Annotated in this window: 23 protein-coding genes; 11 read left to right on the top strand and 12 right to left on the bottom strand. The window is 73.4% G+C overall.

Annotated elements, in window-relative coordinates:
* Positions 1-73: 73 nt before the first annotated feature.
* On the top strand, positions 74-589 hold the full coding sequence (locus tag ACN27D_RS27150) for a peptidoglycan-binding domain-containing protein (RefSeq protein ID WP_358172850.1): 516 nt from the start codon (positions 74-76) through the stop codon (positions 587-589).
* An 85-nt stretch (positions 590-674) separates the two neighbouring features.
* Here ACN27D_RS27150 and ACN27D_RS27145 read toward each other — a convergent pair whose 3' ends face one another.
* Complete coding sequence (locus ACN27D_RS27145) at positions 675-1,712, bottom strand: aminotransferase class V-fold PLP-dependent enzyme (RefSeq protein ID WP_421500328.1); 1,038 nt, start codon at positions 1,710-1,712, stop codon at positions 675-677.
* 453 nt (positions 1,713-2,165) lie between these two features.
* Positions 2,166-3,077 carry a DUF2268 domain-containing putative Zn-dependent protease gene (locus ACN27D_RS27140; RefSeq protein ID WP_421500327.1) on the bottom strand — a complete coding sequence of 304 codons (912 nt, stop codon included), beginning with the start codon at positions 3,075-3,077 and terminating at the stop codon, positions 2,166-2,168.
* Between the two features lie 756 nt (positions 3,078-3,833).
* On the opposite strand from ACN27D_RS27140, the gene ACN27D_RS27135 reads away from it, so the two are divergent.
* Entirely contained in the window at positions 3,834-4,784 is a 951-nt protein-coding gene (locus tag ACN27D_RS27135; RefSeq protein WP_374667244.1) for an N-acetylmuramoyl-L-alanine amidase, read from the top strand.
* 28 nt (positions 4,785-4,812) lie between these two features.
* Here the strand turns inward: ACN27D_RS27135 and dnaE are convergent, their stop codons facing one another.
* Positions 4,813-8,346, bottom strand: coding sequence for a DNA polymerase III subunit alpha (gene dnaE, locus ACN27D_RS27130; RefSeq protein WP_120570555.1), 3,534 nt, complete (start codon positions 8,344-8,346; stop codon positions 4,813-4,815).
* Positions 8,347-8,530: 184 nt separating this feature from the next.
* On the opposite strand from dnaE, the gene ACN27D_RS27125 reads away from it, so the two are divergent.
* From ACN27D_RS27125 to ACN27D_RS27110, 4 genes are all read left to right on the top strand, one after another.
* On the top strand, positions 8,531-8,872 hold the full coding sequence (locus tag ACN27D_RS27125) for a PadR family transcriptional regulator (RefSeq protein ID WP_120570556.1): 342 nt from the start codon (positions 8,531-8,533) through the stop codon (positions 8,870-8,872).
* Positions 8,869-9,813, top strand: a complete 945-nt coding sequence (locus ACN27D_RS27120) for a permease prefix domain 1-containing protein (protein ID WP_358172854.1) — start codon at positions 8,869-8,871, stop codon at positions 9,811-9,813. Before ACN27D_RS27125 ends, ACN27D_RS27120 begins: the two co-directional genes overlap by 4 nt.
* Positions 9,814-9,984: 171 nt before the next feature.
* Positions 9,985-10,524 (top strand): RNA polymerase sigma factor, encoded by a 540-nt coding sequence (locus tag ACN27D_RS27115; protein WP_120570558.1) that lies wholly within the window; start codon positions 9,985-9,987, stop codon positions 10,522-10,524.
* On the top strand, positions 10,517-11,086 hold the full coding sequence (locus ACN27D_RS27110) for a hypothetical protein (protein ID WP_421500326.1): 570 nt from the start codon (positions 10,517-10,519) through the stop codon (positions 11,084-11,086). The genes ACN27D_RS27115 and ACN27D_RS27110 overlap by 8 nt, the downstream gene beginning before the upstream one ends.
* A gap of 9 nt (positions 11,087-11,095) precedes the next feature.
* Here the strand turns inward: ACN27D_RS27110 and ACN27D_RS27105 are convergent, their stop codons facing one another.
* Entirely contained in the window at positions 11,096-12,544 is a 1,449-nt protein-coding gene (locus tag ACN27D_RS27105) for a serine/threonine-protein kinase (protein ID WP_421500325.1), read from the bottom strand.
* Between the two features lie 83 nt (positions 12,545-12,627).
* On the opposite strand from ACN27D_RS27105, the gene ACN27D_RS27100 reads away from it, so the two are divergent.
* Positions 12,628-13,230 carry a hypothetical protein gene (locus ACN27D_RS27100; protein ID WP_421500324.1) on the top strand — a complete coding sequence of 201 codons (603 nt, stop codon included), beginning with the start codon at positions 12,628-12,630 and terminating at the stop codon, positions 13,228-13,230.
* 47 nt (positions 13,231-13,277) lie between these two features.
* On the opposite strand, the gene ACN27D_RS27095 is transcribed toward ACN27D_RS27100, so the two are convergent.
* Positions 13,278-13,838: a GNAT family N-acetyltransferase gene (locus ACN27D_RS27095; protein ID WP_421500323.1), complete on the bottom strand. Its 561-nt coding sequence runs from the start codon at positions 13,836-13,838 to the stop codon at positions 13,278-13,280.
* A gap of 87 nt (positions 13,839-13,925) precedes the next feature.
* On the opposite strand from ACN27D_RS27095, the gene ACN27D_RS27090 reads away from it, so the two are divergent.
* The 4 genes from ACN27D_RS27090 (at position 13,926) to ACN27D_RS27075 (ending at position 17,922) form a co-directional block, all read left to right on the top strand.
* Positions 13,926-15,215: a sensor histidine kinase gene (locus ACN27D_RS27090; protein WP_358172864.1), complete on the top strand. Its 1,290-nt coding sequence runs from the start codon at positions 13,926-13,928 to the stop codon at positions 15,213-15,215.
* The gene (locus ACN27D_RS27085) at positions 15,212-15,889 is read left to right on the top strand and encodes a response regulator (protein WP_114919987.1); all 678 of its coding nucleotides are present in this window, start codon (positions 15,212-15,214) and stop codon (positions 15,887-15,889) included. The genes ACN27D_RS27090 and ACN27D_RS27085 overlap by 4 nt, the downstream gene beginning before the upstream one ends.
* An 81-nt stretch (positions 15,890-15,970) precedes the next feature.
* A complete protein-coding gene (locus ACN27D_RS27080) occupies positions 15,971-16,864 on the top strand; it encodes an ABC transporter ATP-binding protein (RefSeq protein WP_120570564.1) in 894 nt (297 codons plus the stop codon).
* A complete protein-coding gene (locus ACN27D_RS27075) occupies positions 16,861-17,922 on the top strand; it encodes an ABC transporter permease (protein ID WP_252448569.1) in 1,062 nt (353 codons plus the stop codon). The genes ACN27D_RS27080 and ACN27D_RS27075 overlap by 4 nt, the downstream gene beginning before the upstream one ends.
* Positions 17,923-17,988: 66 nt before the next feature.
* Here ACN27D_RS27075 and ACN27D_RS27070 read toward each other — a convergent pair whose 3' ends face one another.
* From ACN27D_RS27070 to pgsA, 7 genes are all read right to left on the bottom strand, one after another.
* Positions 17,989-18,738 carry a YebC/PmpR family DNA-binding transcriptional regulator gene (locus tag ACN27D_RS27070; RefSeq protein WP_043324998.1) on the bottom strand — a complete coding sequence of 250 codons (750 nt, stop codon included), beginning with the start codon at positions 18,736-18,738 and terminating at the stop codon, positions 17,989-17,991.
* Between the two features lie 230 nt (positions 18,739-18,968).
* Positions 18,969-19,574, bottom strand: coding sequence for a pyridoxal 5'-phosphate synthase glutaminase subunit PdxT (gene pdxT, locus ACN27D_RS27065; protein ID WP_393159270.1), 606 nt, complete (start codon positions 19,572-19,574; stop codon positions 18,969-18,971).
* 7 nt (positions 19,575-19,581) lie between these two features.
* Positions 19,582-20,493 carry a pyridoxal 5'-phosphate synthase lyase subunit PdxS gene (gene pdxS / locus ACN27D_RS27060; protein WP_121686013.1) on the bottom strand — a complete coding sequence of 304 codons (912 nt, stop codon included), beginning with the start codon at positions 20,491-20,493 and terminating at the stop codon, positions 19,582-19,584.
* A 128-nt stretch (positions 20,494-20,621) separates the two neighbouring features.
* Positions 20,622-21,125, bottom strand: coding sequence for a hypothetical protein (locus tag ACN27D_RS27055; protein ID WP_120570569.1), 504 nt, complete (start codon positions 21,123-21,125; stop codon positions 20,622-20,624).
* An 83-nt stretch (positions 21,126-21,208) separates the two neighbouring features.
* A complete protein-coding gene (locus tag ACN27D_RS27050) occupies positions 21,209-22,369 on the bottom strand; it encodes a glycosyltransferase family 4 protein (protein WP_421500322.1) in 1,161 nt (386 codons plus the stop codon).
* A gap of 9 nt (positions 22,370-22,378) precedes the next feature.
* Entirely contained in the window at positions 22,379-23,311 is a 933-nt protein-coding gene (locus ACN27D_RS27045; protein ID WP_187690794.1) for a phosphatidylinositol mannoside acyltransferase, read from the bottom strand.
* Complete coding sequence (pgsA, locus tag ACN27D_RS27040) at positions 23,308-23,928, bottom strand: phosphatidylinositol phosphate synthase (RefSeq protein WP_013285430.1); 621 nt, start codon at positions 23,926-23,928, stop codon at positions 23,308-23,310. Before pgsA ends, ACN27D_RS27045 begins: the two co-directional genes overlap by 4 nt.
* Between the last annotated feature and the right edge of the window lie 35 nt (positions 23,929-23,963).

Raw genomic sequence — 23,963 nt, 5'->3', positions numbered from 1 at the left:
CCGACTCTGCGCAACCGGGCACGGGCGCCAGGTGTGTCCCCGGCAAAGGCACCACCAGCCGGAGGAGATGCACATGCGTACTCGAATCACGGCCGTCGCGCTCACGACGGCCGCCGCCATGCTCGGAGTCCTCGCGGTCTCGGCCGCACCGGCCTCGGCGAGCGTGAGTCAGGGGTACATCACGGGTTCCGGCGACTGGCGGGACGACTGGGGCGACGAGGGCCCGATCTCGGCGTCGACACGCTCGTACAGCAACGTCGTCGCCATGTGGCAGATGATCCTGTGGGCCGACGGCTACCTCACCCACTCCGACGTCGACTGCCGGTTCGGGCCGCAGACCACGGCGGCCACGAAGCGGTGGCAGAGCGCCCGGGGCCTCGTCGCAGACGGCGTCGTCGGGGCCAGGACCCTGTCCCGGGCGGCCACCCGGCTCGTCGTCTGGGAGGGCGAGGGCTGGTACGCCTACGACGGAGCGACCGACTACTTCCAGCTCGGTCGCCGGACCGACGGCAGGTGGGACATGACCCTCGGCCCGGACCGCGGATGGAAACTGCTCTCCTACACGTCCGCGACCTTCGACGTCTGCTGAGCGGTTCGGGACGGCCGGCGCGCAGTGACGCGCCGGCCGTTCCCGCCGCTTTGGGGCCGCTCCCGGCCGCTCTCCGGTTGCGGGGTCAGCCGGTCAGCGCCTCGACCGCCCGGTCCACGTCCGCCTCGGTCGTGTAGAGGTGGAACGAGGCGCGGACCCGGCCGGCCCGTACCGCCGCGCGCACCCCCGCCCGGGCCAGCCGCTCCTGCGCGTCCGGCACGTCCACCGTGACGATCGCGCTGTCGCCGGGCGGCCGGCCCAGCCCGGCCAGGAACCGGTTGGCCAGCCCCACGTCGTACGCGCGCACCGCCTCCGGGTCCAGCTCGGCGAGCAGTTCCAGCGCCGGAGCCGCCCCGGCGTAGCTCATCCACGCCGGGGAGATGTCGAACCGCCGGGCGTCGTCGGCCAGGCGTAGCGGCAGTCCGTAGTAGGAGGCGTGCGGGTCGCTTCCGGCGTACCACCCGGCCGCGTCCGGGCGCATCCGCTCGCGCAGCGCCGGGGCCAGGTAGGCGAAGGCCGAGCCCCGCGGCGCCATCAACCACTTGTACGCCGCCACCACCACCGCGTCGGCCCGGTCCGCCGCGAACGGCAGCCACCCGCACGCCTGCGTCGCGTCGGCCACCACGAACGCGCCGTGCGCCCGGGCCGCCGCGACGATCTCGTCGTACGGAGTCACAGTGCCGTCGGCGGACTGCACCACGCTGAACGCCACCAGGTCCGTGTCGGCGTCGATCGCGTCGACCAGGCCGGCCAGCGGCACGGTGCGTACCCGCACGCCGCGCTCCTGCTGGACCAGCCACGGGAACAGGATCGAGGTGAACTCGGTCTCGGGCACCACCACGGTCGCGCCCGCCGGCAGCCCGGCCGCGATCGGCGCGACGAGTTGCGACGCGCTGGCGCCGACACTCACGTCGGCGACGTCCACACCGGTCAGCCGGGCGAAGGCGGCCCGGGAGCGGTCCACCGACTCCTCCCACACCTCGAACGACACCCGCCCGGTCCGCCAGTCGGCGAGCACCCGCTGCACGGCGTCCCACACCGGCTCCGGCGGCAGTCCATAGGTGGCCGTGTTCAACCAGCCCGGCTCGGGCTGCCACAACTTCTGCGCCTGCTCCAGCTCCATGGCCCGACGCTAGCCACCCCCTCCCCCACCCCGACACCGCCAATCCCACCCCCGTGGCCCCGCCCTCGCCCCCGCCCCGCTCCCGCTCCCCCGCTCCCATGCCCCGCGATCTTGCACTCTCGGCCCCGGCAATTGGTGCAAAGCCGCGAAACGCAGGGCCGAAACTGCAAGATCGCGCAGCGGAGCCGGCCGGGTGGGGCGGGAAGTGCAAGATCGCGGAGTGAGGGCAGGCGAGGCCCGTGCGGGCTGGGCGGGAGGTGCAAGATCGCGGGTTGAGGCGGCGGGCCGGAGCCCGGGGCGCGCCACACGAGCGCCTCCGCCGCGACGATCATGAAGTTAGCGGCGACAAATCGGACCGGAGGCGCCGCTAACCTCATGATCGTCGCGGCGGGCGCGGGGCGGGGCCGGGCGGGCCGGGCGGGCGCGCCGGGCGGGGTGGGCCGGGTTGGGGCGTCAGGGGGGTGGGGGGAGGTCGGTCAGGGCGGCGGCCATCTCCGATCGCACCCTCGGCAAGGACCAGGCGGCCAGGTCGCGCAGGGTGTGGTGGCGGCGCAGGCGCCGTACCGCGGTCAGGCCGACCAGGTAGCCGCACCGTTTGGGCAGGTCACCGGCCAGCGGCGAGTCCCGCATCAGGAAGTACGGGGCGTGGTGCTCGGCGTCGGTGGCGTCGAGGTCGGCGCGAACCCGGCGCAGGATCTCCGGCCACCGGCGGCGGCACTCGTCGAGCCAGGGGCGGTGGCCGGGGCGGCCGAACCAGAGGTACGCCTCGTCCGGCCGTCCGGCGTCGAGTTCCGCGGTGACCTGCGTGGCGAGCCCTTCGGTGAACAGCGCGTTCGCCACCCCGTACTCGGGCCAGTCGCGGATCGCGGCGCGGCGGTCGTGCACCACGTGCGCGGCCTCGTGCCGCACCAGCAGGTCGAGGTCCTCCGGCGGCCCGAGCTGTTCCACGGCGAGGAAGAGCGCGTATCTGCCGTTCAGCTCGCCGGCCCAGCCGTTGGCCTGGTTCAGCCCGACCAGCACGACGCACTCGACCGGCCCGCCGTCGCCGGACCAGCCCAGTGCGCCGGCCACCGCCGCGACGCCGTGGGGCAGCGCCACGCGTACCGTCTCGGCTCGTGCCGCCAGGTCGGCGGCGCGGTCGCGGAGCCCGTCCAGGACGGCGGCCACCCGGGCGGCGTCGGACCAGTCACCGTCGCGGCGCAGCGCCCGCGCCACGTCCGGATGCCCGGCCGGGTAACGGGAGGCCGGGAGTTCCGGCGCGCCGCGGCCGGCGCAGGCGAGGAAGTCGGGCACCAGGTCGCGGATCCGTAGCAGGTCGGTGGGCGGCATCCGCACGATGCTGCCCGGCCGTGGCGCGCCGGGCAAGACCGCGACGGTACGGGGCCGGCCCCGCATCTGAAGGAAGTCTTCATCAAAGAGAGAGTCCGTGCAAGGTATCGACATAGACAAACGTCACGCTATAGGGTGCGGCGAACCGGCGACGTGAGCACAGTCGCCCCCTGTAGTGGACGAGGAGTGCCTGTGACGATTCGGAGACCCTCGCGTCGGATGAGCCACCTGCTCGGCGGCGCCCTGATCATCGTGATCGGCCTGACCGGCCAGCCGGCCCAGGCCGCGCCACAGCACGGCGCGCAACCGCTCGCCGCCGCCTTCGACCGGGCCGCCGCCGGCTCCGACGTGCCGCGCGACCTGCTCGCCGCACTCGGGTACGCCGAGACCCGCCTGGACGGTCACGGCGGCGAGCCCAGCGCCTCCGGCGGATACGGCGTGATGCACCTGACCAGCAACCCGAAGGTGCGCACGCTCGACGAGGCCGCCCGCCGGACCCGGCTGGGCCGCGCCGAACTGCGTACCCGGGACGCGGCGAACGTGGCCGGCGCGGCGGCGGTTCTGCGCTCCTACGCCGACGAGGCCGGGTTGACCGCGGCGCAGCGCGACGACGTCAACCAGTGGTACGGCCCGATCGCCCGCTACGGCGGCTCGGCGGACGCGGCCACCGCCCGGCTGTACGCCGACTCCGTGTACGACCTGCTCGCCCGGGGCTTCATCGCGACCACGGCCGGCGGCGAGGTCAGCGTGGACGGCCGCCCGGTCGCGCCCCAGCGGGGGCGGTACGCCGACGTGGCGCCGCTGGGCACCGGCGACTTCGGCACCCTGAGCACCGACTACGGCCCGGCGGCCTGGGTGCCGGCCAACTCGTCCAACTACACGGTCTCCAGCCGCGAGTCGGCGTACCCGATCAACTACATCGTCATCCACACCATGCAGGGCAGCTACGCCGGCTCGATCAGCTGGTTCCAGAACGCCGCCGCCGGCACCAGCGCGCACTACCTGCTCCGCTCCTCCGACGGCGCGGTGACGCAGATGGTGCGGGACAAGGACATCGCCTGGCACGCCGGCAACTGGACCTACAACACCCAGTCGATCGGCATCGAGCACGAGGGGTACGTCGACAACGCCTCCTGGTACACCGACGCGATGTACCGGTCGTCGGCGGCGCTGACCCGGTACCTGTGCGACAAGTACGGCATCCCGAAGACCCGCACCAACATCATCGGGCACAACCAGGTGCCGGGCGCGACGCACACCGACCCGGGTTCGAACTGGAACTGGACCTACTACATGCAGCTCGTCACCGGCGGCACCACGCCCCCGCCGACCGCCTGGTCGACCATCGTGGACAACACCACCGCCGGCCGGTTCACCGCGAGCGCCAACTGGAGCACCTCGACGTACTCGGCGCAGCGCTACGGCGCCGACTACCGGTACGCCAACCCCGTCGCGGCCAGCGACACCGCCTGGTACAAGGTGAACATCCCGGCGACAGCCACCTACCGGGTGGAGGTCTGGTATCCGGCAGTGGCCGGCTACAACACGTCCACGCCGTACATCGTCGCGACGACGAGCGGCAACCAGACGGTCTCGGTGAACCAGACGGCGAACGGCGGTGCGTGGCGCTCGCTGGGCACCTTCACCCTGGCCGCCGGGGACGCCAACAAGGTGGGTGTCAGCCGGTGGTCCGGCAGCACCGGGTACGTGATCGCCGACGCCATCCGCGTCACCCGCGTCTAGCTCGCTGAGCCGGAGGCGCTCGGCCCGGTCAGCTCACGTTGGCCGGGCCGAGCACGCTCTTCAGGTCACCCATCAGCGCGGTGGTCGGCGCGACCCGGAACGGGCCGAGGCGCAGCGTGGTGACCTTGCCGCCGTTGAGCAGCTTGACGTGCACCTCGGTGTCGCCGGGGTGCAGCACGAGCGTCTCCTTGAGCCGCTCCACCAGCGGCGGCGTGCAGCGGTGCACCGGGATGGTCAGCGTGACCGGCTTGTTGGCCGGGTTGCTGGTGACGTCCGGCATGGACATGTCCATCGCCATGATGCGCGGGGTGTCGTCGCGCCGGTCGACCCGGCCCTTGACCACCACGATGGCGTCCTCGGCGATGTACTGCCCGATCACCTCGTACGTGTTCGGGAAGAACAGCGTCTCCACGCCGCCGGCGAGGTCTTCGAGCGTCGCCGACGCCCACGCCCGGCCCTGCTTGGTGACCCGGCGCTGCACGCCGGAGAGGATGCCGGCCAGCGTGACCACCGCGCCGTCGGGCACTGTGCCCTCCTCGGACAGCGCGGCGATCGTGGTGTCGGCGGCGGCCCCGAGCACGTGTTCCAGGCCGAACAGCGGGTGGTCGGAGACGTACAGGCCGAGCATCTCGCGCTCGAACGCGAGCTTGTCGCGCTTGTCCCACTCCCCCTCGCCGATGACCGGCATGACCGTGGTGGTGCCGCCGGTCTCCGCCTCGCCGAAGCCGGCGCCGAACAGGTCGTACTGGCCGACCGCCTCCTTGCGCTTGACGTCGGCGTACGCGTCGATGGCGTCGGCGTGCACGGCGAGCAGGCCCTTGCGCGGGTGCTTGAGCGAGTCGAACGCCCCGGCCTTGATCAGCGATTCGATGGTCTTCTTGTTGCAGACCACCGCGTCGACCTTGGACAGGAAGTCGTAGAAGTCGGCGTAGTCGCCCTTCTCCTCCCGGCACCGCATGATCGAGGCGACCACGTTCGCGCCGACGTTGCGCACCGCGCCGAGACCGAAGCGGATCTCCTTGCCGACCGGCGTGAACGGCCCGGCCGAGGTGTTCACGTCCGGCGGGAGCACCTGGATGCGCATGCGGCGGCACTCGGACAGGTACATGGCCATCTTGTCCTTGTCGTCACCGACGGAGGTGAGCAAGGCGGCCATGTACTCGGCCGGGTAGTGCGCCTTGAGGTACGCGGTCCAGTAGGAGACCAGGCCGTACGCGGCGGAGTGCGCCTTGTTGAACGCGTAGCCGGCGAACGGCACCAGCACGTCCCACACGGCCTGGATGGCCTCGTCGGAGTAGCCGCGCTCGCGGCAGCCATCCCGGAACGGGATGAACTCCTTGTCGAGGATCTCCTTCTTCTTCTTGCCCATCGCCCGGCGCAGCAGGTCGGCCTGGCCGAGCGTGTAGCCGGCGAGGATCTGCGCGGCGCGCTGCACCTGCTCCTGGTAGACGATCAGGCCGTAGGTGGGCGCGAGGATCTCGCGCAGCGGCTCCTCCAGCTCCGGGTGGATCGGGGTGATCTCCTGGAGCCCGTTCTTGCGCAGCGCGTAGTTGGTGTGCGAGTCCACGCCCATCGGGCCGGGCCGGTAGAGCGCCAGGACGGCGGAGATGTCCTCGAAGTTGTCCGGCTTCATCAGCCGCAGCAGCGAGCGCATCGGCCCGCCGTCGAGCTGGAACACACCGAGCGTGTCGCCGCGGGCCAGCAGCTCGTACGCCTGCTTGTCGTCCAGCGGCAGGCCGAGCAGGTCCAGCTCCCGGCCGTGGTTGAGCTGGATGTTCTTCACCGCGTCGTCGATGATCGTCAGGTTGCGCAGGCCGAGGAAGTCCATCTTCAGCAGCCCGAGCGACTCGCAGGTCGGGTAGTCGAACTGCGTGATGATGACGCCGTCGGAGTCGCGCCGCATCAGCGGGATGTGCTCGATGATCGGCTCGGCGGACATGATGACGCCGGCGGCGTGCACACCGGTCTGCCGGATCAGGCCCTCGATGCCCTTGGCGGTCTCGATGACCTTCTTGACGTCCGGGTCGGACTCGTAGAGGCCGCGGATCTCGCCCGCCTCGGCGTAGCGGGGGTGCTTCGGGTCGAAGATGCCGGACAGCGGGATGTCCTTGCCCATCACCGCCGGGGGCATGGCCTTGGTGATCCGGTCGCCGACCGCGTACGGGTAGCCGAGCACCCGGGCCGAGTCCTTGATCGCGGCCTTCGCCTTGATCGTGCCGAACGTGGCGATCTGCGCGACCTTGTCCTCGCCCCACTTGTCGGTCACGTACTTGATGACCTCACCGCGCCGGCGCTCGTCGAAGTCGATGTCGACATCCGGCATGGAGACGCGCTCGGGGTTGAGGAACCGCTCGAAGATCAGGCCGTGCGGGATCGGGTCGAGGTCGGTGATGCCCAGCGCGTACGCCACGAGCGAGCCGGCCGCCGAACCACGCCCGGGGCCGACCGCGATGCCCTGGCTCTTGGCCCACTGGATGAAGTCGGCGACCACGAGGAAGTACGACGGGAAGCCCATCTGGATGATGACGCCCAGTTCGTACTCGGCCTGGACGACGTGGCCCTCGGGGATGCCGTCGGGGAACCGGCGCTTGAGCCCGGCGAAGGTCTCCTTGCGGAACCAGGACTCCTCGGTCTCGCCCTCGGGGATCGGGAACCGCGGCATCAGGTTGTGGAACGTGAACATGCCCGCCGGGTCGACCTTCTCGGCCACCAGCAGCGTGTTGCGGCAGCCCTGCTGCCACAGCTCGGAGGAGTCGACGGCGCGCATCTGGTCGGCGGACTTGACGAAGTAGCCGCCGCCCTCGAAGCGGAACCGGTTCGGGTCGGCGACGTTGCTGCCGGTCTGCACGCAGAGCAGCACGTCGTGCGCCTCGGCCTGCGCCTCGTGCGTGTAGTGCGAGTCGTTGGTGACCACCGGCGGGATGTCGAGCTTGCGGGCGATCTCGGTGAGCCCCTCGCGGACCCGGCGCTCGATGTCGAGGCCGTGGTCCATGATCTCCAGGAAGTAGTTGTCCTTGCCGAAGATGTCCTGGTACGCGGCGGCGACCTTGAGCGCCTCGTCGAACTGGCCCAGCCGCAGCCGGGTCTGCACCGCGCCGGACGGGCAGCCGGTGGTGGCCATGATGCCCTCGGCGTGCTCGGCGATCAGCTCCATGTCCATCCGGGGCCACTTCACGTAGTGGCCCTCCATGGAGGCGCGCGAGTTGAGCTTGAACAGGTTGTGCAGGCCGTCGCGGTTCTTCGCCCACATGGTCATGTGGGTGATCGCGCCGTTGCCGGAGACGTCGTCGCTCTTCTGCTCGGGGCGGCCCCACTTGACCCGCGCCTTGTGGAAGCGCGACTCCGGCGCGACGTACGCCTCGACGCCGAGGATGGGCTTCACCCCGGCGTCCATGGCCTGCTTGTAGAAGTCGTTCGCGCCGTGCATGTTGCCGTGGTCGGTGATCGCCACCGCCGGCATGCCGAGCCGCGCCGCCTCGGCGAAGAGGTCCTTGAGCCGGGCCGCCCCGTCGAGCATCGAGTACTCGGTGTGTACGTGCAGATGCGCGAACGAATCGCCCATGCGTGGCGCCCCCCGGGTTGTGGATCAAGCTGCGTCGGAGTCGACCGACCCACCCTACCGAGGTGATCGTGCGGGCTCCACCGTCCGCGCCGAGGGTGGTCCGGGTCTCTCCGAGTGGCCGGTGTGCGGCACGCGGTGTTCTTCGCTGTTGCAATAGTGTGTGGCACACACTATCGTGTTGAGCATGGTCAGCGACGAGGTCCTCCGGACCCATCTCCAGGAGCTACGACGCGGCACTGTCGTGGTGGCCAGCCTGGTCGCCCTGCGCCGCCCCGACTACGGATACGCACTGCTGCAACGGCTGGCCGCGCACGGCTTCGCGGTCGACGCCAACACGCTCTACCCGCTGCTGCGCCGGCTGGAGGACCAGGGCCTGCTGACCAGCGAGTGGAACACCGAGGAGAGCCGGCCGCGCAAGTTCTACCGGACCAGCGACGACGGCCAGGACGTCCTGAACCGCCTGCTCGACGACATGACCGCGGTGCGGTCGTCCGTCACCGAACTGATCGAAGGAGCGGAACGATGAGTTCCCTGACCGACCGTTACGTCGCCGCCACCATGCGTTCCGTGCCCGCGCAGCGCCGCCTGGAACTCGCCGAGGAGCTGCGCGGCTCCATCGCCGACATGATCGACGACCGGACCTCCGGCGGACAGGACCACGCCTCCGCCGAGCGCGAGGTGCTCACCGAGCTGGGCAACCCCGAGCAGCTCGCGGCCCGTTACAGCGACCGCACGCTGCAGCTCATCGGCCCGCGCTACTACCTGATGTGGTGGCGGCTGCTGCGGCTGCTGCTCACGTGGATCCCGGCGATCGTCGGCGTGCTCAGTGGCCTCGCCAAGGCGCTGCTCGACGGCGAGCCCGGCGCGGCGATCGGCACGGCGATCGTGGCCGCGATGCAGACCGCGGTGCAGATCGCGTTCTGGGTCACGCTGGTGTTCGCCGTGCTGGAACGCACCCGGACCCCGCTCGGCCTGCCCGAGTGGACCGTCGACCAGCTCCCCGAGGAGACCCGGGAGCGGCAGATCAGCCACTCCGACAGCATCGCCTCGGTGGTGTTCCTGCTCGCCACCGTCGGTGGCCTGATCGGTCAGCACTTCCAGCGCTGGACCACCGACGACGGTTCCCGGATGGCGGTGCTCGACCCGGCTCTCTGGAGCTTCTGGCTGCCGGCCCTGATCGTGGTGCTGCTGGCCACCGTCGGCCTGGAGATCGCGAAGTACCGGTCCGGGCGGTGGACCTGGCCGCTGGTGGCGGTCAACGCGGTGCTCGGCGTGGCCTTCGCCGCCCCGGTGCTCTGGCTGCTCGCCACCGACCGGCTGCTCAACCCGGAGCTGGTCGAGCGGTTCGCCTGGCTGCGCGAGGGCGGCACGGACCAGGTCGCCCGGGTGGCCGCCGCAGTGGTCGTGCTCGTCACGATCTGGGACGTGGCCGACAGCGCGGTCAAGGCCGCCCGCGCCGCCCGCTGACGCACGGCTCCGGTCCGGCGGTCGAGAGGCCGCCGGACCGGCTCCCCTTCCCGCCCCGGTGCCGTCGGCGCCGGGGCGGGACGCCGTCGGCTGCCCGACTCAGCCGGGGCGGCACCGCCTCCCGGGGCATAGCCTGGTGGCAGGACCACCGGCGAGCACTGGGACGCCCTGATGCCCCTCCCCGACGGCACGGACGAGCTGGCCCGGTCGGCGGCACGCGGCGACCGCGAGGCCCTCGACGCCCTGCTGGCCGCCGTACGGCCGGAGGTGCTGCGGCAGTGCGCCCGGTTGCTGCCCCACCGGCAGGACGCCGAGGAGGCCTGCCAGGACGCTCTGCTCGCGCTCGCCCACGGGATCACCGGGTTCGAGGGCCGCTCGTCGTTTGACACCTGGCTCTACCGGGTCACCGCCAACCGGGCCCGCTCCACCTACCGCACGTTGCGGCGACGGTGGCAGCGGGAGGCCGGCGGCGTCCCGCTGCCGGACCGGCCCGACCCGCGCCGGACCAGCGTGGTCGCCGGCACCCGGCTCGACCTGCTCGACGCGCTCGACGCGGTCCCGCCGGACCTCGCTGAGGCGGTGACCCTGCGCGACGTGCTCGGGCTGAGCTACCGGGAGATCGCCGGCCTGCTCGACGTGCCGGAGGGGACCGTGAAGTCCCGCATCCACGAGGCCCGCCGGCAGCTCCGGGCGCGGCTGTCCGATGCGTGACCCGGCCCGCCGCCGGCGCCGCCTCGCGGTCGTCGCCCTCGTCGCCCTCGCCGGGGCGCCCGCCTGCGCCGACCGCCCGGTCTCGCCGCTGCCGGTACGGCCGGCGGTGACCAGCGCCGTCGCCGTCGCGCCACCCACCGCCGCGACCTCGCCCGGCCCCACCCCGGCTCCGCGGGGCGCGAGCACCCCGGTCCCGGCATCGTCGAGGGCCGCGCCGACGAGCCCGGGTACGCGGTCACGACCGCCGGTCGTGCCCCCGGCCACCCGGCCCACCCCGTCGGTACGCACCACGGCCCCGGCCGCGTGCTTCGGCCCGGTCCGCTACGACCTGGTGCTCGCCGAGACCGAGCTGGCACTGCTGAAGTCCCTCTGCTTCGCCGCCGGCGGGATCCTGCGCATCACGGGGATCGGGCCGGGTGAGGTCACAGTGGACCGCGAGGACCTGGTCTCGCGCAGCTACGAGGCCGGTGTGGTGGACATCCGGTTCGTGCGCACCGGCACGGTGGTGGTCACCGTCCCGCAGGACGGCCGCGCGTACCCGATCACCGTGGTGGTGGTCTGACCGCGCCGCCTACCCGGCCCGCACCCCGGCGAGCACGCGGTCGACGAAGTCCGCGCCCACGTCCGGCGGCGGCACGAGCTGGACGTAGAGCAGACCGGCCCGGCCGGTGGCCGGCGCGGCCGCCTCGACGATCACCGGGCGGCCGGTGGGGCAGGTGTACGTGACGACCGTCCACTCCACGCCCCCCGGCCGGCTGCGACGTGGCGCAGCCGCGGCACAGTCCCCGTGGGCCCGTCCGGCGAGGAAGGCCGCCGGACCGGCCCGGCCCTCCGCACCGGTGGAGAGGCCGACGAACGCGCCGGGCAGCGCCGGGTCGGCCGCCCAGCCCTCCGGGTCCGGGGAGATCACCAGCGCCGGTTCGAGGTCGCCGTCATCGCCGTACCGTCCCGCCCAGCCGGTCCCCTCGGCCCGCCAGCCGACCGGCAGGACCACTGTCAGCGGCCCGCTGCGGCCCACCGCACCGGCCGGGGCGGGGCGGACCGCGTCCGCCGCACACGTGGCGGCGACGGCGAGCGCCACCACGACCGCCGCAACGGCGGGGACCAGGCGTCGCCGGGATGCGCGCCGCGCGCCGCCACCCGCGGGTGCGTCTGCCACCGCGCGCCGCGCGTCGTCACCCGTGGGCACGCCTGCCACCGCGCGCCGCAGCGCCTGCCGGAACGCGTCCGCGTCCGGGTAGCGGTCGGCGGGGCGCACGGCGGTGGCGGTCCGCAGCACCGTGTCCACGGCGGCCGGGACCCCGGCACGCAGCCGCGAGGCGGCCGTCCGGCCGTCGGCCGCACCGCCCGGTGGACGTTCCCGGCCGAGCAACCGCAGCCCCAGGCGGCCCAGCCCGAACACGTCGGCGCGGGTGTCGAGCACGGCGAGCGGATCGTCCTGCTCGGGCGCCATGTAGCCGGGCGTGCCGGCCCGCGCGGTCAGCCCGGAGGCGGAGGCGAGCGCCTTGGCCAGCCCGAGGTCGGCGACGAGCACCCGGTCGCCGCCGGGCGCCGAGTGGAACAGGACGTTGCTCGGCGTGAGGTCACGATGCACCACCCGGTGCCGGTGCAGCACCGCCACTCCCGCCGCGATCTCGTCGAGCACCGTCAGCGCCCGTCCCACCGGCAGCGGACCGCGGGCCAGCCGGTCCCGCAGGCTGCCGCCGTCCGCCCAGGCCAGCACGGCGTACGGACGGCCGTCGGGCAACTCACCCACGGCGTGCACCCGGACCAGGCGGTCGTCGTCCAGCCGCCGCAGCAGCCGCGCCTCGTCGAGGAACCGTTCCCGCACCCGCAGGTCGTGGCTCCAGTTCTCGGCCAGGACCTTGACCGCCACCCGGTCGGCCAGGGCCGGGTCGTACGCGAGCCAGACCGTGGCGAAGGACCCCGTCCCGAGCAGACGCTCCACCCGGTACGCCCCGATCCGCGCCGGCGTGATCATCCGCATCACCTCCGGGACCGCCACCACGGCCGCCGTCACGTCGACGGTAGACGATCCACCGAACCGAACCGGGCCGGCCGGAGACCAACAGGACAGGAGAACCCGACCGAAGGAGATCCACCATGAACCGTCTCCCGTCCACCATCCTCGCCGGTCTGCTGGCGCTGGCCGGGACCGTCCCGGTCACCGCCGGCGCGCCGGCCGCCTCCGCCGCGCCCGCGCACCCGGCGACCGCGGGCCACGGCGACGACACGCCGGCCCGCGTCCGGTCGACCGTCGCGGAGAACGAGGTGCTCAGCGTCCGTGGCGCCGGGCCGTACCGGATCGGCGTCCGGCTCGACCGGCTCGTCGCGGCCGGGCTGATCGACTGGACCGCGCCGGGCTGTCCCGGAATCGTGCACGCCGGCGTCACCGGCTCCTGGGCCGGGGCGATCATGCTGACCTTCCGGGACGGCCGGCTCGTCTCGGTGGGCACGGCCACCGCCCCGCCGCGCTCCCCGGCCGGCGGGTCGGTCGGGATGTCCTTCGCCGAGTTGGAGCGCATCTACGGGCCGCGCGGCAGCATGATCCGCAACGACGCGGGTGACGCCGAGGCGTACCTGGTCCGGTTCGGGTCGCGGGTCGAGCTGTTCAGCGACCACCCGATCCGGCCCGGCGTCGGCTTCTACTCCGCCGGTCTGGCGTCGTACGTCGAGCGGTCGTTCCGGCAGGGCTGCTGCTGCTGAGGAGTGGCGGGCCCCGGTCGTCGCGCCGGGCCCGCCTCCGCCGTCGCTCAGGCCGCCGCCCGCCACTCGCGGGCCAGCAGCGCGTAGACCACCTCGTCGGTCCACTCCCCCTTGACGAACTCGTTCTCCCGCAGGTGCGCCTCCCGGCGCATGCCGAGCCGCTCCAGCACCCGGGCCGAGGCGGTGTTGCGGGCGTCCAGCCGGCCGACGATCCGGTGCAGCCCCAGCCCGTCGAATCCGACGCGCAGCATCTCCCGGGCCGCCTCGGTGACGTACCCCCGGCCGGTGTGCGCCGGGTGCGCGACGTACCCGATCTCGCCCTGCCGGTGCTCGCCGCTGGTCCAGCTCAGCAGCACGTCGCCGACGAACTCGCCGGTGTCCCCCAGCGTCACCGCCAGGTTGAGCACGTCGCCGGGAGCGCACAGCGCGGTCCGCCGGACCAGCCGGTCGATCGCCGCGCGGGCGGCGGCGTCGTCGTACGGCTCGTGGTAGAGGTAGCGGGTGACCTCCGGGCGGCCCCGGTAGTCCCGGAGCACCGCCAGGTCACCGGCGGTGAAGGCGCGCAGCAGCAGCCGCTCGGTGCGTATCGGCAGATCGGGCACGAACACCCCGGCAGGCTACGTCGCGGCTGTCGTCCGGCCCACCCGATTACGCCCCGGGCACCACGGCGGCCCGGCCGGTGGCATGGTCGTACGGTGAGCACCGCACCCACCACCGCCTGGCGCCGGCCGGCTCCCACGGCCGCGCAGTACCGCGCCGACCTCTGGGTCGGGCTCGCGGTCACCGTGCTGGCCCTGTTCGAGCTGACCCTGGCGTACAGCACCGGGGCCTTCCTGCTCGGGCCGCCGCCGAGCGTGGCCGAGCAGGTCTGGTGGACCGTCGCTGTGACCGCCCCGCTGGCCGTGCGGCGGCGGTGGCCCGCCACCGTCGCGGTGATCGTCGCCGTCGCCTTCGTCGCCGGGCAGGCGCGGGCGGTCCCGCTGGCGCAGCTGCCGTCGGGCGCGCTGTTCGCCGCCCTGTTCACGCTCGGCGCGTGGGGCACCGACCGGCGGCTGGCCGGGCGGCTGCGGGCCGGGATCATCGTGGCGATGTTCGGCTGGCTCGCGCTGTCCCTCGCGCTGCGGGCCGACCAGATCTCCGCTGCCTCCTTCGCCGACGCCGCCGGCCCGGTGCCGCCGGTGCTCGCCGCCGTGGTCAACGGCGTGCTCTACAACGTGCTGTTCTTCGGGTTCGCCTACTACTCCGGGCAGACCGCCTGGGTGGCCGCGCGCCGCCGGTACGAACTGCGGGAGCAGGCCGAGCAACTGCGCCGCTCGCAGGTCGAGGCGCGCGAGCGCGCGGTGATGGGCGAGCGGGTCCGCATCGCCCGCGAGCTGCACGACGTGGTCGCCCACCACGTGTCGGTGATGGGCGTGCAGGCCGCCGCGTGCCGGCGCGTGTTCGACCGGGACCGGGACAAGGCGCGGACCGCCCTGGCCGCGATCGAGGAGACGGCCCGCACGTCGGTCGACGAGCTGCGCCGGATGCTCGGCGTGCTGCGCGACCCGGACGCCGCGGCCGGCGCGGCCGCCGCCCCGGAGGACACCGCCGGCATCGACCAGGTCGCCGCGCTCGTCGACCGGGCCCGGGACACCGGGCTGCGGGCCGAACTCGGGGTGTACGGGGAACCGGCGCCGCTGCCCCGCTCGGTGTCGCAGGCGGCGTACCGGATCGTGCAGGAGGCGGTGACGAACGTGGTCAAGCACGCCCACGCCACCACGCTGGACGTGCGGATCCGCTATCTGGCGAGGGAACTGGAGATCGACGTGAGCGACGACGGACAGGGCGGCGAGCCGGCGGCCGGGGCCGGGCTGGGCCTGATCGGCATGCGGGAACGGGTCGCCGCGCACGGCGGTGAGGTGGAGGCCGGGCCGCGCCCCGGCGGCGGGTTCCGGGTCCGGGCCCGCATGCCGCTGCCGGTCGAGGCCGCCGGGCGGGCCGCGTGAGCGCGCCGGTGCGGGTGCTGCTCGTCGACGACCAGCACCTGGTCCGGACCGGTTTCCGGGTGATCCTGGAGGTCGAGGACGACATCGAGGTGGTCGGCGAGGCCGCCGACGGGCAGCGCGCCGTGTCGATGGCGTCCGCGCTGCGGCCGGACGTGGTGCTGATGGACGTGGAGATGCCGGTCCTCGACGGGCTGGAGGCCACCCGCCGGATCACCGGCGACACGACGCCGGGCGGACCGGCGGTGCTGATCCTCACCACGTTCGACAGGGACGACTACCTGTTCGCCGCGCTGCGCGCCGGGGCGAGCGGCTTCCTGCTCAAGAACGGCACGCCGGAGGATCTGGTCGAGGCGGTCCGGGTGGTGGCGCGCGGCGAGGGACTCATCGCGCCGGCGCTCACCCGGCGGGTGATCTCCACGTTCGCCCGTCCCGGCGCGGCGCCGCCGGACCCCCGCCACGACGCGGCGACGGCGGATCTGACCCCGCGTGAGCGGGAGGTGCTGGAGCTGGTCGCGAGCGGTGCGAGCAACGCCGAGATCGCGGACGCCCTGCGCGTCGGCGAGGCGACGGTGAAGACCCACGTCAGCCGCGTGCTGGCCAAGCTCGGGCTGCGCGACCGCGTGCAGGCGGTGGTGTTCGCGTACGAGCACGGGGTGGTGCGACCCGGCGGATGACGCCCGTCCGCCGTGCGACGGACCCCGTGATCGCTCCGTGGTGGGACGACGGGGGTGAGGACCGGCCGTAGCGTCGGGATCATGACCAGCGTGCTCCGCCTCGACGGCGTCGACCGCAGCTTCGGCGGCCGTCAGGTGCTCAAAGACGTCTCCTTCGACGTGACCGCCGGGCGCATGACCGGATTCGTCGGCGGCAACGGCGCCGGCAAGACCACCACCATGCGGATCATCCTCGGCGTGCTCGCCCCGGACGCGGGCCAGGTGACGTGGCGGGGGCAGCCGCTCACCCGCGAGGCCCGGGCCCGGTTCGGCTACATGCCCGAGGAACGCGGCCTCTACCCGAAGATGACGCCCCGCGAGCAGGTGGTCCACCTCGGCCGCCTGTACGGGCTGGACGCCGCCGGGGCACGCCGGCGTACCGACGCGCTGCTGGAGCGGGTCGGACTCGGCGAGCGGGCCGACGACCTGCTGGAGACGCTGTCGCTCGGCAACCAGCAGCGCGCGCAGATCGCCGCCGCGCTTGTGCACGACCCGGAGGTGCTGATCCTGGACGAGCCGTTCTCCGGGCTCGATCCGCTCGCCGTCGACATGGTGGTCGCCGTGCTGCGGGAACGCGCCGCCGCCGGCGCGCCGGTGTTGTTCTCCAGCCACCAGCTCGACGTGGTGGAGCGGCTCTGCGACGACCTGGTGCTCATCGCGGGCGGCACGATCCGGGCCGCCGGCGCCCGCGAGGAGCTGCGCGCCGCGTACACGCTGCCCCGGTTCTCGCTCGTGGTCGACGGCGACGCCGGCTGGCTGCGGGACCAGCCCGGCGTGCGGCTGGTCGACCTCGACGGCGCGCGCGCCGTGTTCGAGGTGGACCCGCCCGCCGACGACCAGTCGGTGCTGCGCGCGGCGCTGGCCCGCGGTTCGGTGCGCGCCTTCGGCCCGGTCACCCCGTCCCTCGCCGAGATCTTCCGAGAGGTCAACCAGTGAACACGTTCCAGGCCGCCCGGCTGGTCGCCGCCCGCGAGATCAAGGTCAAGGTCCGCGACAAGACGTTCCTCTACAGCACGCTGATCTTCCTGCTGCTCGCCGTCGTCGCCACAGTGGTGCCGGCGATGCTGAGCAGCGGCCCGTCCACAGTGGCGGTGACCGCCGCCGGCGCCGAACCGCTGCGCGCGGCCGGGCTGGACGTCGTGCTGGTCGCCGACGACGGCGCCGCCGAGCAGGCGGTACGCGACGGCGACGCGGACGCCGCGGTGGTGACCGGTCCGGTCGTGGTCGCCGACGAGCGGGCCCCGGACGACGTGGTCTCCGCGCTCAGCGCGGCACCGCAGGTGAAGCTGCTGGACCCGGACGCGGTGGACCCGCTCGTCGCCTACCTGGTGCCGTTCGCGTTCGCGTTCGTCTTCTTCTTCATGTCGCAGACGTTCGGGTTGCAGATCGCGCAGAGCGTCACCGAGGAGAAGCAGACCCGGATCGTGGAGATCCTGGTCGCCGCCGTGCCGGCCCGGGCGCTGCTGGCCGGCAAGATCCTCGCCGCGGGCGCGCTGGCGCTGGGGCAGATCACCCTGATCGCGGCCGCCGCGCTGATCGGGATGCGCCTGACCGGCGGCGGTGACCTGCTGGGCCTGATCGCGCCGGCGGTCGGCTGGTTCGTGCCGTTCTTCCTGTGCGGCTTCCTGCTGCTCGCGGCGATGTGGGCGGCCGCCGGGGCGCTGGTGAACCGGCAGGAGGACATCGCCGGGGCGTCCACGCCGGTGCAGCTCGCGGTGATGGCGCCGTTCTTCGCCGTGGTGTTCCTCAACGACAACGCCGCCGCGATGCGGATCCTGTCGTACCTGCCGATCTCCTCGCCCACCGCGATGCCGGTGCGGCTGTTCACCGGCGACGCGGCGACGTGGGAGCCGTTCGTGTCGCTGGCGCTGCTGCTGCTCGCGGCGGCCGGGTTCCTGCTGGCCGGGGCGCGCGTCTACGAGGGCTCGCTGCTGCGCACCAACGGGCGGACCTCGGTGCGGGCGGCGTGGCGGCAGCGCGAGCCGATCGGCTGACCGCGTGAGACGGCGAGCGCCGGCCACCCGATGGGGGTGGCCGGCGCTCCGCGCGTCGGGGCAGGTTCAGCCGACGGCGGCCATCACCTCGTCGGAGACGTCGAAGTTGGCGTAGACGTTCTGCACGTCGTCGCAGTCCTCCAGCACGTCGATCAGCTTGAAGATCTTGCGCGCGCCCTCCTCGTCCAGCGGTACGTTCACGCTGGGGATGAGGGAGGACTCGGCCGATTCGTACTCGATGCCGGCGTCCTGCAGCGCGGTGCGGACCGCGATCAGGTCACCCGGCTCGGAGACCACCTCGTACGCCTCACCGAGGTCGTTGACCTCCTCGGCGCCGGCGTCGAGCACCGCCATCATCACGTCGTCCTCGGTCGTGCCGCCCTTGGGGACGATCACCACGCCCTTGCGGGAGAACATGTACGACACCGAGCCCGCGTCGGCCAGCGAGCCGCCGTTGCGGGTCAGCGCGGTGCGCACCTCGGTGGCGGCACGGTTGCGGTTGTCGGTGAGGCACTCGATCAGCATCGCCACGCCGTTCGGGCCGTAACCCTCGTACATGATCGTCTGCCAGTCGGCGCCGCCGGCCTCCAGGCCGGAGCCGCGCTTGACCGCGCGGTCGATGTTGTCGTTCGGGACCGAGTTCTTCTTCGCCTTCTGGATGGCGTCGTAGAGAGTCGGGTTGCCGGCCGGGTCGCCGCCGCCGGTACGGGCCGCCACCTCGACGTTCTTGATCAGCTTGGCGAACATCTTGCCGCGCTTGGCGTCGATGACCGCCTTCTTGTGCTTGGTCGTCGCCCACTTTGAGTGGCCGGACATCTGTTACCTCCGTTGCTACCCGCCGTCTGCATCGACCGCACCGCACACGCCCCGCTCCCAAGGCGGCGCACGTCGAGGTGCCGTGATCTTCGCTGGGAGCCGCGGCGGGCTGATGGCCCTGCCGAATCTCCGCAATCCTACCGGCGGGAGCCGGGGCACTGTCACGCGCCGCACGGCAGCGGCCCGTCCCGGCCCACCCGAACCGGCACAACCGGGGACGGACCGGCCGCTCAGGCGACGGCCCGGACCAGCTCCACGAAGTGGCGGTGCAGCCGCAGGTCGCCGGTCAGCTCGGGGTGGAACGACGTGGCCAGCAGGTTGCCCTGCCGCACCGCGACGATCCGGTCCGCGGCCGGACCCTCGGTCACCCGGCCGAGCACCTCCACGTCCGGGCCGACGCGCTCCACCCAGGGCGCCCTGATGAACACCGCGTGGAACGGGCCGCCGTCGACGCCGCTGAGCGCCACCGGCGCCTCGAACGAGTCGACCTGGCGGCCGAACGCGTTGCGCCGCACCGTCATGTCGACGCCGGCGAAACCGCGCTGGTCGGGGCGGCCGTCCAGCACCTCGGCCGCCAGCATGATCAGGCCGGCGCAGGAGCCGTAGACCGGCATGCCGGCGGCGATCCGCTTGTCGATCGGCTCGCGCATCTCGAAGATGTCCACCAGCTTGCTGATCGTGGTCGACTCGCCGCCGGGCACCACCAGGCCGTCGACCGCGTCCAGCTCGCCCGGCCGCCGCACCGGCCGGGCGTCCGCGCCCGCACCGGCCAGCGCGGCGACGTGCTCGCGTACGTCGCCCTGGAGGGCGAGCACGCCGATCACGGGTCCCGTCACGCCCGGCTCACCAGCCGCGCTCGGCGAGCCGGTGCGGCTGGGGGATCTCGTCGACGTTGATGCCGACCATCGCCTCGCCGAGGCCGCGGGAGACCTTGGCGAGCACGTCCGGGTCGTCGTGGAACGTGGTCGCCTTGACGATCGCGGCGGCCCGCTGGGCCGGGTTGCCGGACTTGAAGATGCCCGAGCCGACGAAGACGCCCTCGGCGCCGAGCTGCATCATCATGGCCGCGTCCGCAGGGGTCGCGATGCCGCCGGCGGTGAACAGCACGACCGGCAGCTTGCCCTGCTCGGCGACCTCCTTGACCAGCTCGTACGGGGCCTGGAGCTCCTTGGCCGCGACGTACAGCTCGTCGTCGGGCAGCGACTGGAGCCGGCGGATCTCCTGCCGGATCTTGCGCATGTGCGTGGTCGCGTTGGAGACGTCCCCGGTGCCCGCCTCGCCCTTCGAGCGGATCATCGCGGCGCCCTCGGTGATCCGGCGCAACGCCTCGCCCAGGTTCGTCGCCCCGCACACGAACGGCACGGTGAACGCCCACTTGTCGATGTGGTTGGCGTAGTCGGCCGGGGTCAGCACCTCGGACTCGTCGACGTAGTCGACGCCGAGCGCCTGGAGGATCTGCGCCTCGACGAAGTGGCCGATGCGGGCCTTGGCCATCACCGGGATCGAGACGGCCGCGATGATGCCGTCGATCATGTCCGGGTCGCTCATCCGGGACACGCCGCCCTGCGCGCGGATGTCGGCCGGTACGCGCTCCAGGGCCATCACGGCGACAGCGCCGGCGTCCTCGGCGATCTTCGCCTGCTCGGGGGTGACCACGTCCATGATCACACCGCCCTTGAGCATCTCGGCCATGCCGCGCTTGACGCGGGCGGTGCCGACGGCGGTGGCGGTGGTCGGGGCTGCGGATTCAGACACGGGACATCGCTCCTCGGCGTGCTCGGGAGGTGACTGCGCAGGAATGCTACGACCGGCGCGACGCCGATCCGAGCGCCAATCGAACCCCCGGTGGCCTGCCGTGTGGCCCCCGTCACGGCCGGTGGCGATCAGCCGGTGGTCACGTCCGCGTGCGAGGCCAGCGTGGGATCGTCGATGTCGAAGTAGCGCGGCCACTCCCGGCCCCGCCCCATCCGGAACAGCCGCACCACCGGACGCCCCCGCGCCGAGCGGGCGTCCCGGACCAGGTCGGTGTGCACCTGCCGGGCCAGCGCCAGCCGCCGGCTGGCCGCGATCACCGCCGCGCACGCCGGGTCGTCCGGGTCCAGCCGCACCCCGCGCAACTGCCGGGTCAGGTCGTTCTCGGCCGCCTCGCGCTCCTCCGGAGCGGCGTCCAGCGCGATCCGGGCGGCGGCGTACAGCTCCACGCCGTACCGCTGCTCGGCCAGGACCGCGGCGGCGGCCGCGCGGCGCAGCAGGTGCGCGTCGAGCGCGCGGGCCGCCGAGTCCGCGCGGACCTGGAGCCGCTGCACCCGGCCGGAGGTCCAGATCAGGTACGCCGAGAGCAGCCCGAGCACCGCGACCGCGCCCACCACCCACCACATGCCCGGCATCGTAGTGCTGCTCCTCATCCCGGCCGGCCGGCGCGGTGCACCGGTCGACGCGCTCGTCACAGCGGCCGCAGCGGCCACAGCGGTCAGCCCAGACCCGCCCACTCCTGGTCCATGACCCGGCCGTCGGTGGCCTCGATCGCGGCTGCGTATACCTCCAGAACGCGGCGGGCAACCACGGGCCAGTCGAAATTCGCCACCACCTGGTCGCCGCAGGCGGTCAGCCCGGCCCGGCGGCCGTCGTCGTCGAGCAGCTCGGACAGCGCGGTGCCCAGCGCGGCCGCGTCGCCGGTCGGGAACAGCCGGCCGGCCCGCCCGCCGTCGAGCACCCGGCGGAACGCGTCCAGGTCGCTGGCGACCACCGTGGTGCCGGCGGCGAGCGCCTCGGTGAGGATCATCCCGAAGGACTCCCCTCCGGTGTTCGGTGCGACGTAGAGGTGCACGCTGCGCAGCATGCGTGCCTTGTCCGCCTCGGAGACCAGGCCGAGGAACGTGACCCGGTCGCGCAGCCCGGCCGGGAACCGCCCGTACAGCTCGTCGGCGTCACCCGGGCCGGCGACCAGCAGGCGCAGGCCGGGGCGGTGCGGAGCCAGCGCGACGAACGCGTCCCGCAGGATCGGGAAGCCCTTGCGCGGCTCGGTGAAGCGGCCCAGGAACCCCAGCGTGCCGCCGGTGCCCGGGGCGCACTCCCCCGGCCAGCCCGGCAGCGGCGGCACCCCGGCGAACTTCGCCACCGCCACCCCGTTGGGGATCTCCACCGCGCCGCCGTCCATGTGCTCGACCTGCACCTTGCGGGCGAGCGCACTGACCGCGATCCGGGCGGTGATCCGCTCCAGCACGATCTGGAGCACGCCCTGCGCGGCCGACATCACCCGGGAGCGGGTCATCGCGGTGTGGAAGGTGGCCACCACCGGGCCGCGGGCGCAGAGCACAGCCAGCATCGACAGGCTCGGCGTGAGCGGCTCGTGCACGTGCAGCACGTCGAACTCGCCACGGGTGATCCAGCGGCGCACCCGGGCGGTGGAGACCGGGCCGAACGCGATCCGGGCCACCGACCCGTTGTACGGCAGCGGCACCGCCCGGCCGGCCGACACCACGTACGGCGGCAGCGCCGAATCCTCGTCGGCGGGTGCCAGGACGCTCACCTCGTGACCGAGCCCGAGCAGCGCCTCGGCCAGGTCCATGACGTGGTTCTGCACGCCGCCCGGCACGTCGAACGAGTACGGGCACACGATGCCGATACGCACTGCGCCCCCCTAGACCGTCCCGGTGGTGGCCGGTGGCTGCGCCGACGTGGGCGTACCGTCCCGGCCCTGGTCCAGCCACATCCGCTGCAACATGTGCCAGTCTTGCGGATGCCGGGCGATGCCCGCCGCCAGACCGTCGGCAATCCGCTGCGTCACCGTGCGGACCCGCTCGTCGAGCGGCGCGCTGTCCGGGTCCGGCAGCGGCAGCGGGCCCTCGATCGAGGCGCACGCCGCGTCCGGTTCGTACCACATCGAGGCCACGTAGAGCGGGGCGCCGGTGCGGATGGCCAGCAGCGCCGGCCCGGCCGGCATCCGGGTCCGGCCGCCGAAGAAGTCGACCTCCACGCCCCGGGCGGACAGGTCCCGGTCGGCGAGCAGGGGCACCACGTAGCCGGTGCGCAGGCGGTCCACCAGCACGTCGAACGCGGGACGCGGGCCGCCGTGGTTGGGCAGGATCTCCATCCCCAGCCCTTCCCGGAACCCGACGAACCGCTCGTAGACGCCGTCCGGGAGCCGCTCGGCCACCGTGGTCATCGGCCAGCCGGTGGCAGCCACCCAGGCGCCCGCGGCATCCCAGTTGCCGGCATGCGGCAGCGCCACCACGGCGCCCCGCCCGGCGGCCACGTCGGCGGCGAGCAGTTCCTGCCCGTCGAGGCGGAACCCGGCGAGGATCTCGGTGCGGCTCAGGCCGGGCAGCCGGAACGCCTCCATCCAGTACCGGGCGTACGAGCGCAGCCCGGCACGCACCAGCACGTCCAGCTCCGCGTCGGGCATCTCCGGTCCGACCACCCGGCGCAGGTTGGCGCGCAGCCGGCGCGTACCCCCGCCGTCCTTGCGGTGGGCGCGGTCGGCGCCCATCCGGAAGGCCGCCGCCGCGACGGGCCGGGGCAGCGCACGGACCAGGCGCCAGCCCGCGACGAAGCCCGCCTCGGTGAGGTTCACTCGGCGCCGACCCGCTGGGCCTGGCGGTACACGTGGGCCATCCGCTGGCCCACCGTGAAGATCGAGACGGCGGCGAGCAGCCAGAGCGCGATCTCCAGCGCCGGACGGACCCCGACGCCGGTGAGCAGGCCGCCGACGCCGACGATGAGCAGCCGCTCGGTGCGCTCGGCGATGCCCACGTTGCAGGTCATCCCGAGGCCCTCGGCGCGGGCCTTGACGTAGGAGACCAGACCGCCCGCGGCCAGGCAGATCAGCGCCGCCGCCACGCCCGAGTAGTCGTGCTCGGTGGCCAGCCAGTACGCGACCGCGCCGAACACCGCGCTGTCGGCGACCCGGTCCATGCTCGAGTCGAGGAACGCCCCGAACCGGGTCGACCCGCCGCTCATCCGCGCCATCGTGCCGTCGAGCAGATCGGTGAGGGCGAAGACCGTGACGATCAGCGCGCCGGCGACCAGATGGCCGCGCGCGCCGAAGCCGAGCGCGCCCACGAGCACGCCGACGGTGCCGGTCACGGTGACCGCATTGGGGGACACGCCCGCACGCAGCAGCGCGCGGGCGACCGGCTCCACGACGCGGGTCATGCCCGCGCGGGCCGTCACTTGGAAGATCTTCGCCATGGCGGTCCCACGATAACGGCCCGCAACCGCCAGGG

Source organism: Micromonospora sp. WMMD1274, from assembly GCF_049179035.1.
Taxonomy (GTDB): domain Bacteria; phylum Actinomycetota; class Actinomycetes; order Mycobacteriales; family Micromonosporaceae; genus Micromonospora; species Micromonospora tulbaghiae.
The sequence above is the reverse complement of the archived record's forward strand: the minus strand, read 5'-3'. Positions and strand labels throughout refer to the sequence as shown.

Bases quoted from the DNA above. Each gene is read 5' to 3' on its own strand.
- ACN27D_RS27150 (WP_358172850.1), top strand. From the start codon at position 74: ATGCGTACTCGAATCACGGCCGTCGCGCTCACGACGGCCGCCGCCATG.
- ACN27D_RS27145 (WP_421500328.1), bottom strand. From the start codon at position 1,712: ATGGAGCTGGAGCAGGCGCAGAAGTTGTGGCAGCCCGAGCCGGGCTGG.
- dnaE (WP_120570555.1), bottom strand. From the start codon at position 8,346: ATGGGCGATTCGTTCGCGCATCTGCACGTACACACCGAGTACTCGATG.
- ACN27D_RS27125 (WP_120570556.1), top strand. From the start codon at position 8,531: ATGGTCAGCGACGAGGTCCTCCGGACCCATCTCCAGGAGCTACGACGC.
- ACN27D_RS27120 (WP_358172854.1), top strand. From the start codon at position 8,869: ATGAGTTCCCTGACCGACCGTTACGTCGCCGCCACCATGCGTTCCGTG.
- ACN27D_RS27115 (WP_120570558.1), top strand. From the start codon at position 9,985: ATGCCCCTCCCCGACGGCACGGACGAGCTGGCCCGGTCGGCGGCACGC.
- ACN27D_RS27110 (WP_421500326.1), top strand. From the start codon at position 10,517: ATGCGTGACCCGGCCCGCCGCCGGCGCCGCCTCGCGGTCGTCGCCCTC.
- ACN27D_RS27100 (WP_421500324.1), top strand. From the start codon at position 12,628: ATGAACCGTCTCCCGTCCACCATCCTCGCCGGTCTGCTGGCGCTGGCC.
- ACN27D_RS27080 (WP_120570564.1), top strand. From the start codon at position 15,971: ATGACCAGCGTGCTCCGCCTCGACGGCGTCGACCGCAGCTTCGGCGGC.
- ACN27D_RS27070 (WP_043324998.1), bottom strand. From the start codon at position 18,738: ATGTCCGGCCACTCAAAGTGGGCGACGACCAAGCACAAGAAGGCGGTC.
- ACN27D_RS27055 (WP_120570569.1), bottom strand. From the start codon at position 21,125: ATGCCGGGCATGTGGTGGGTGGTGGGCGCGGTCGCGGTGCTCGGGCTG.
- pgsA (WP_013285430.1), bottom strand. From the start codon at position 23,928: ATGGCGAAGATCTTCCAAGTGACGGCCCGCGCGGGCATGACCCGCGTC.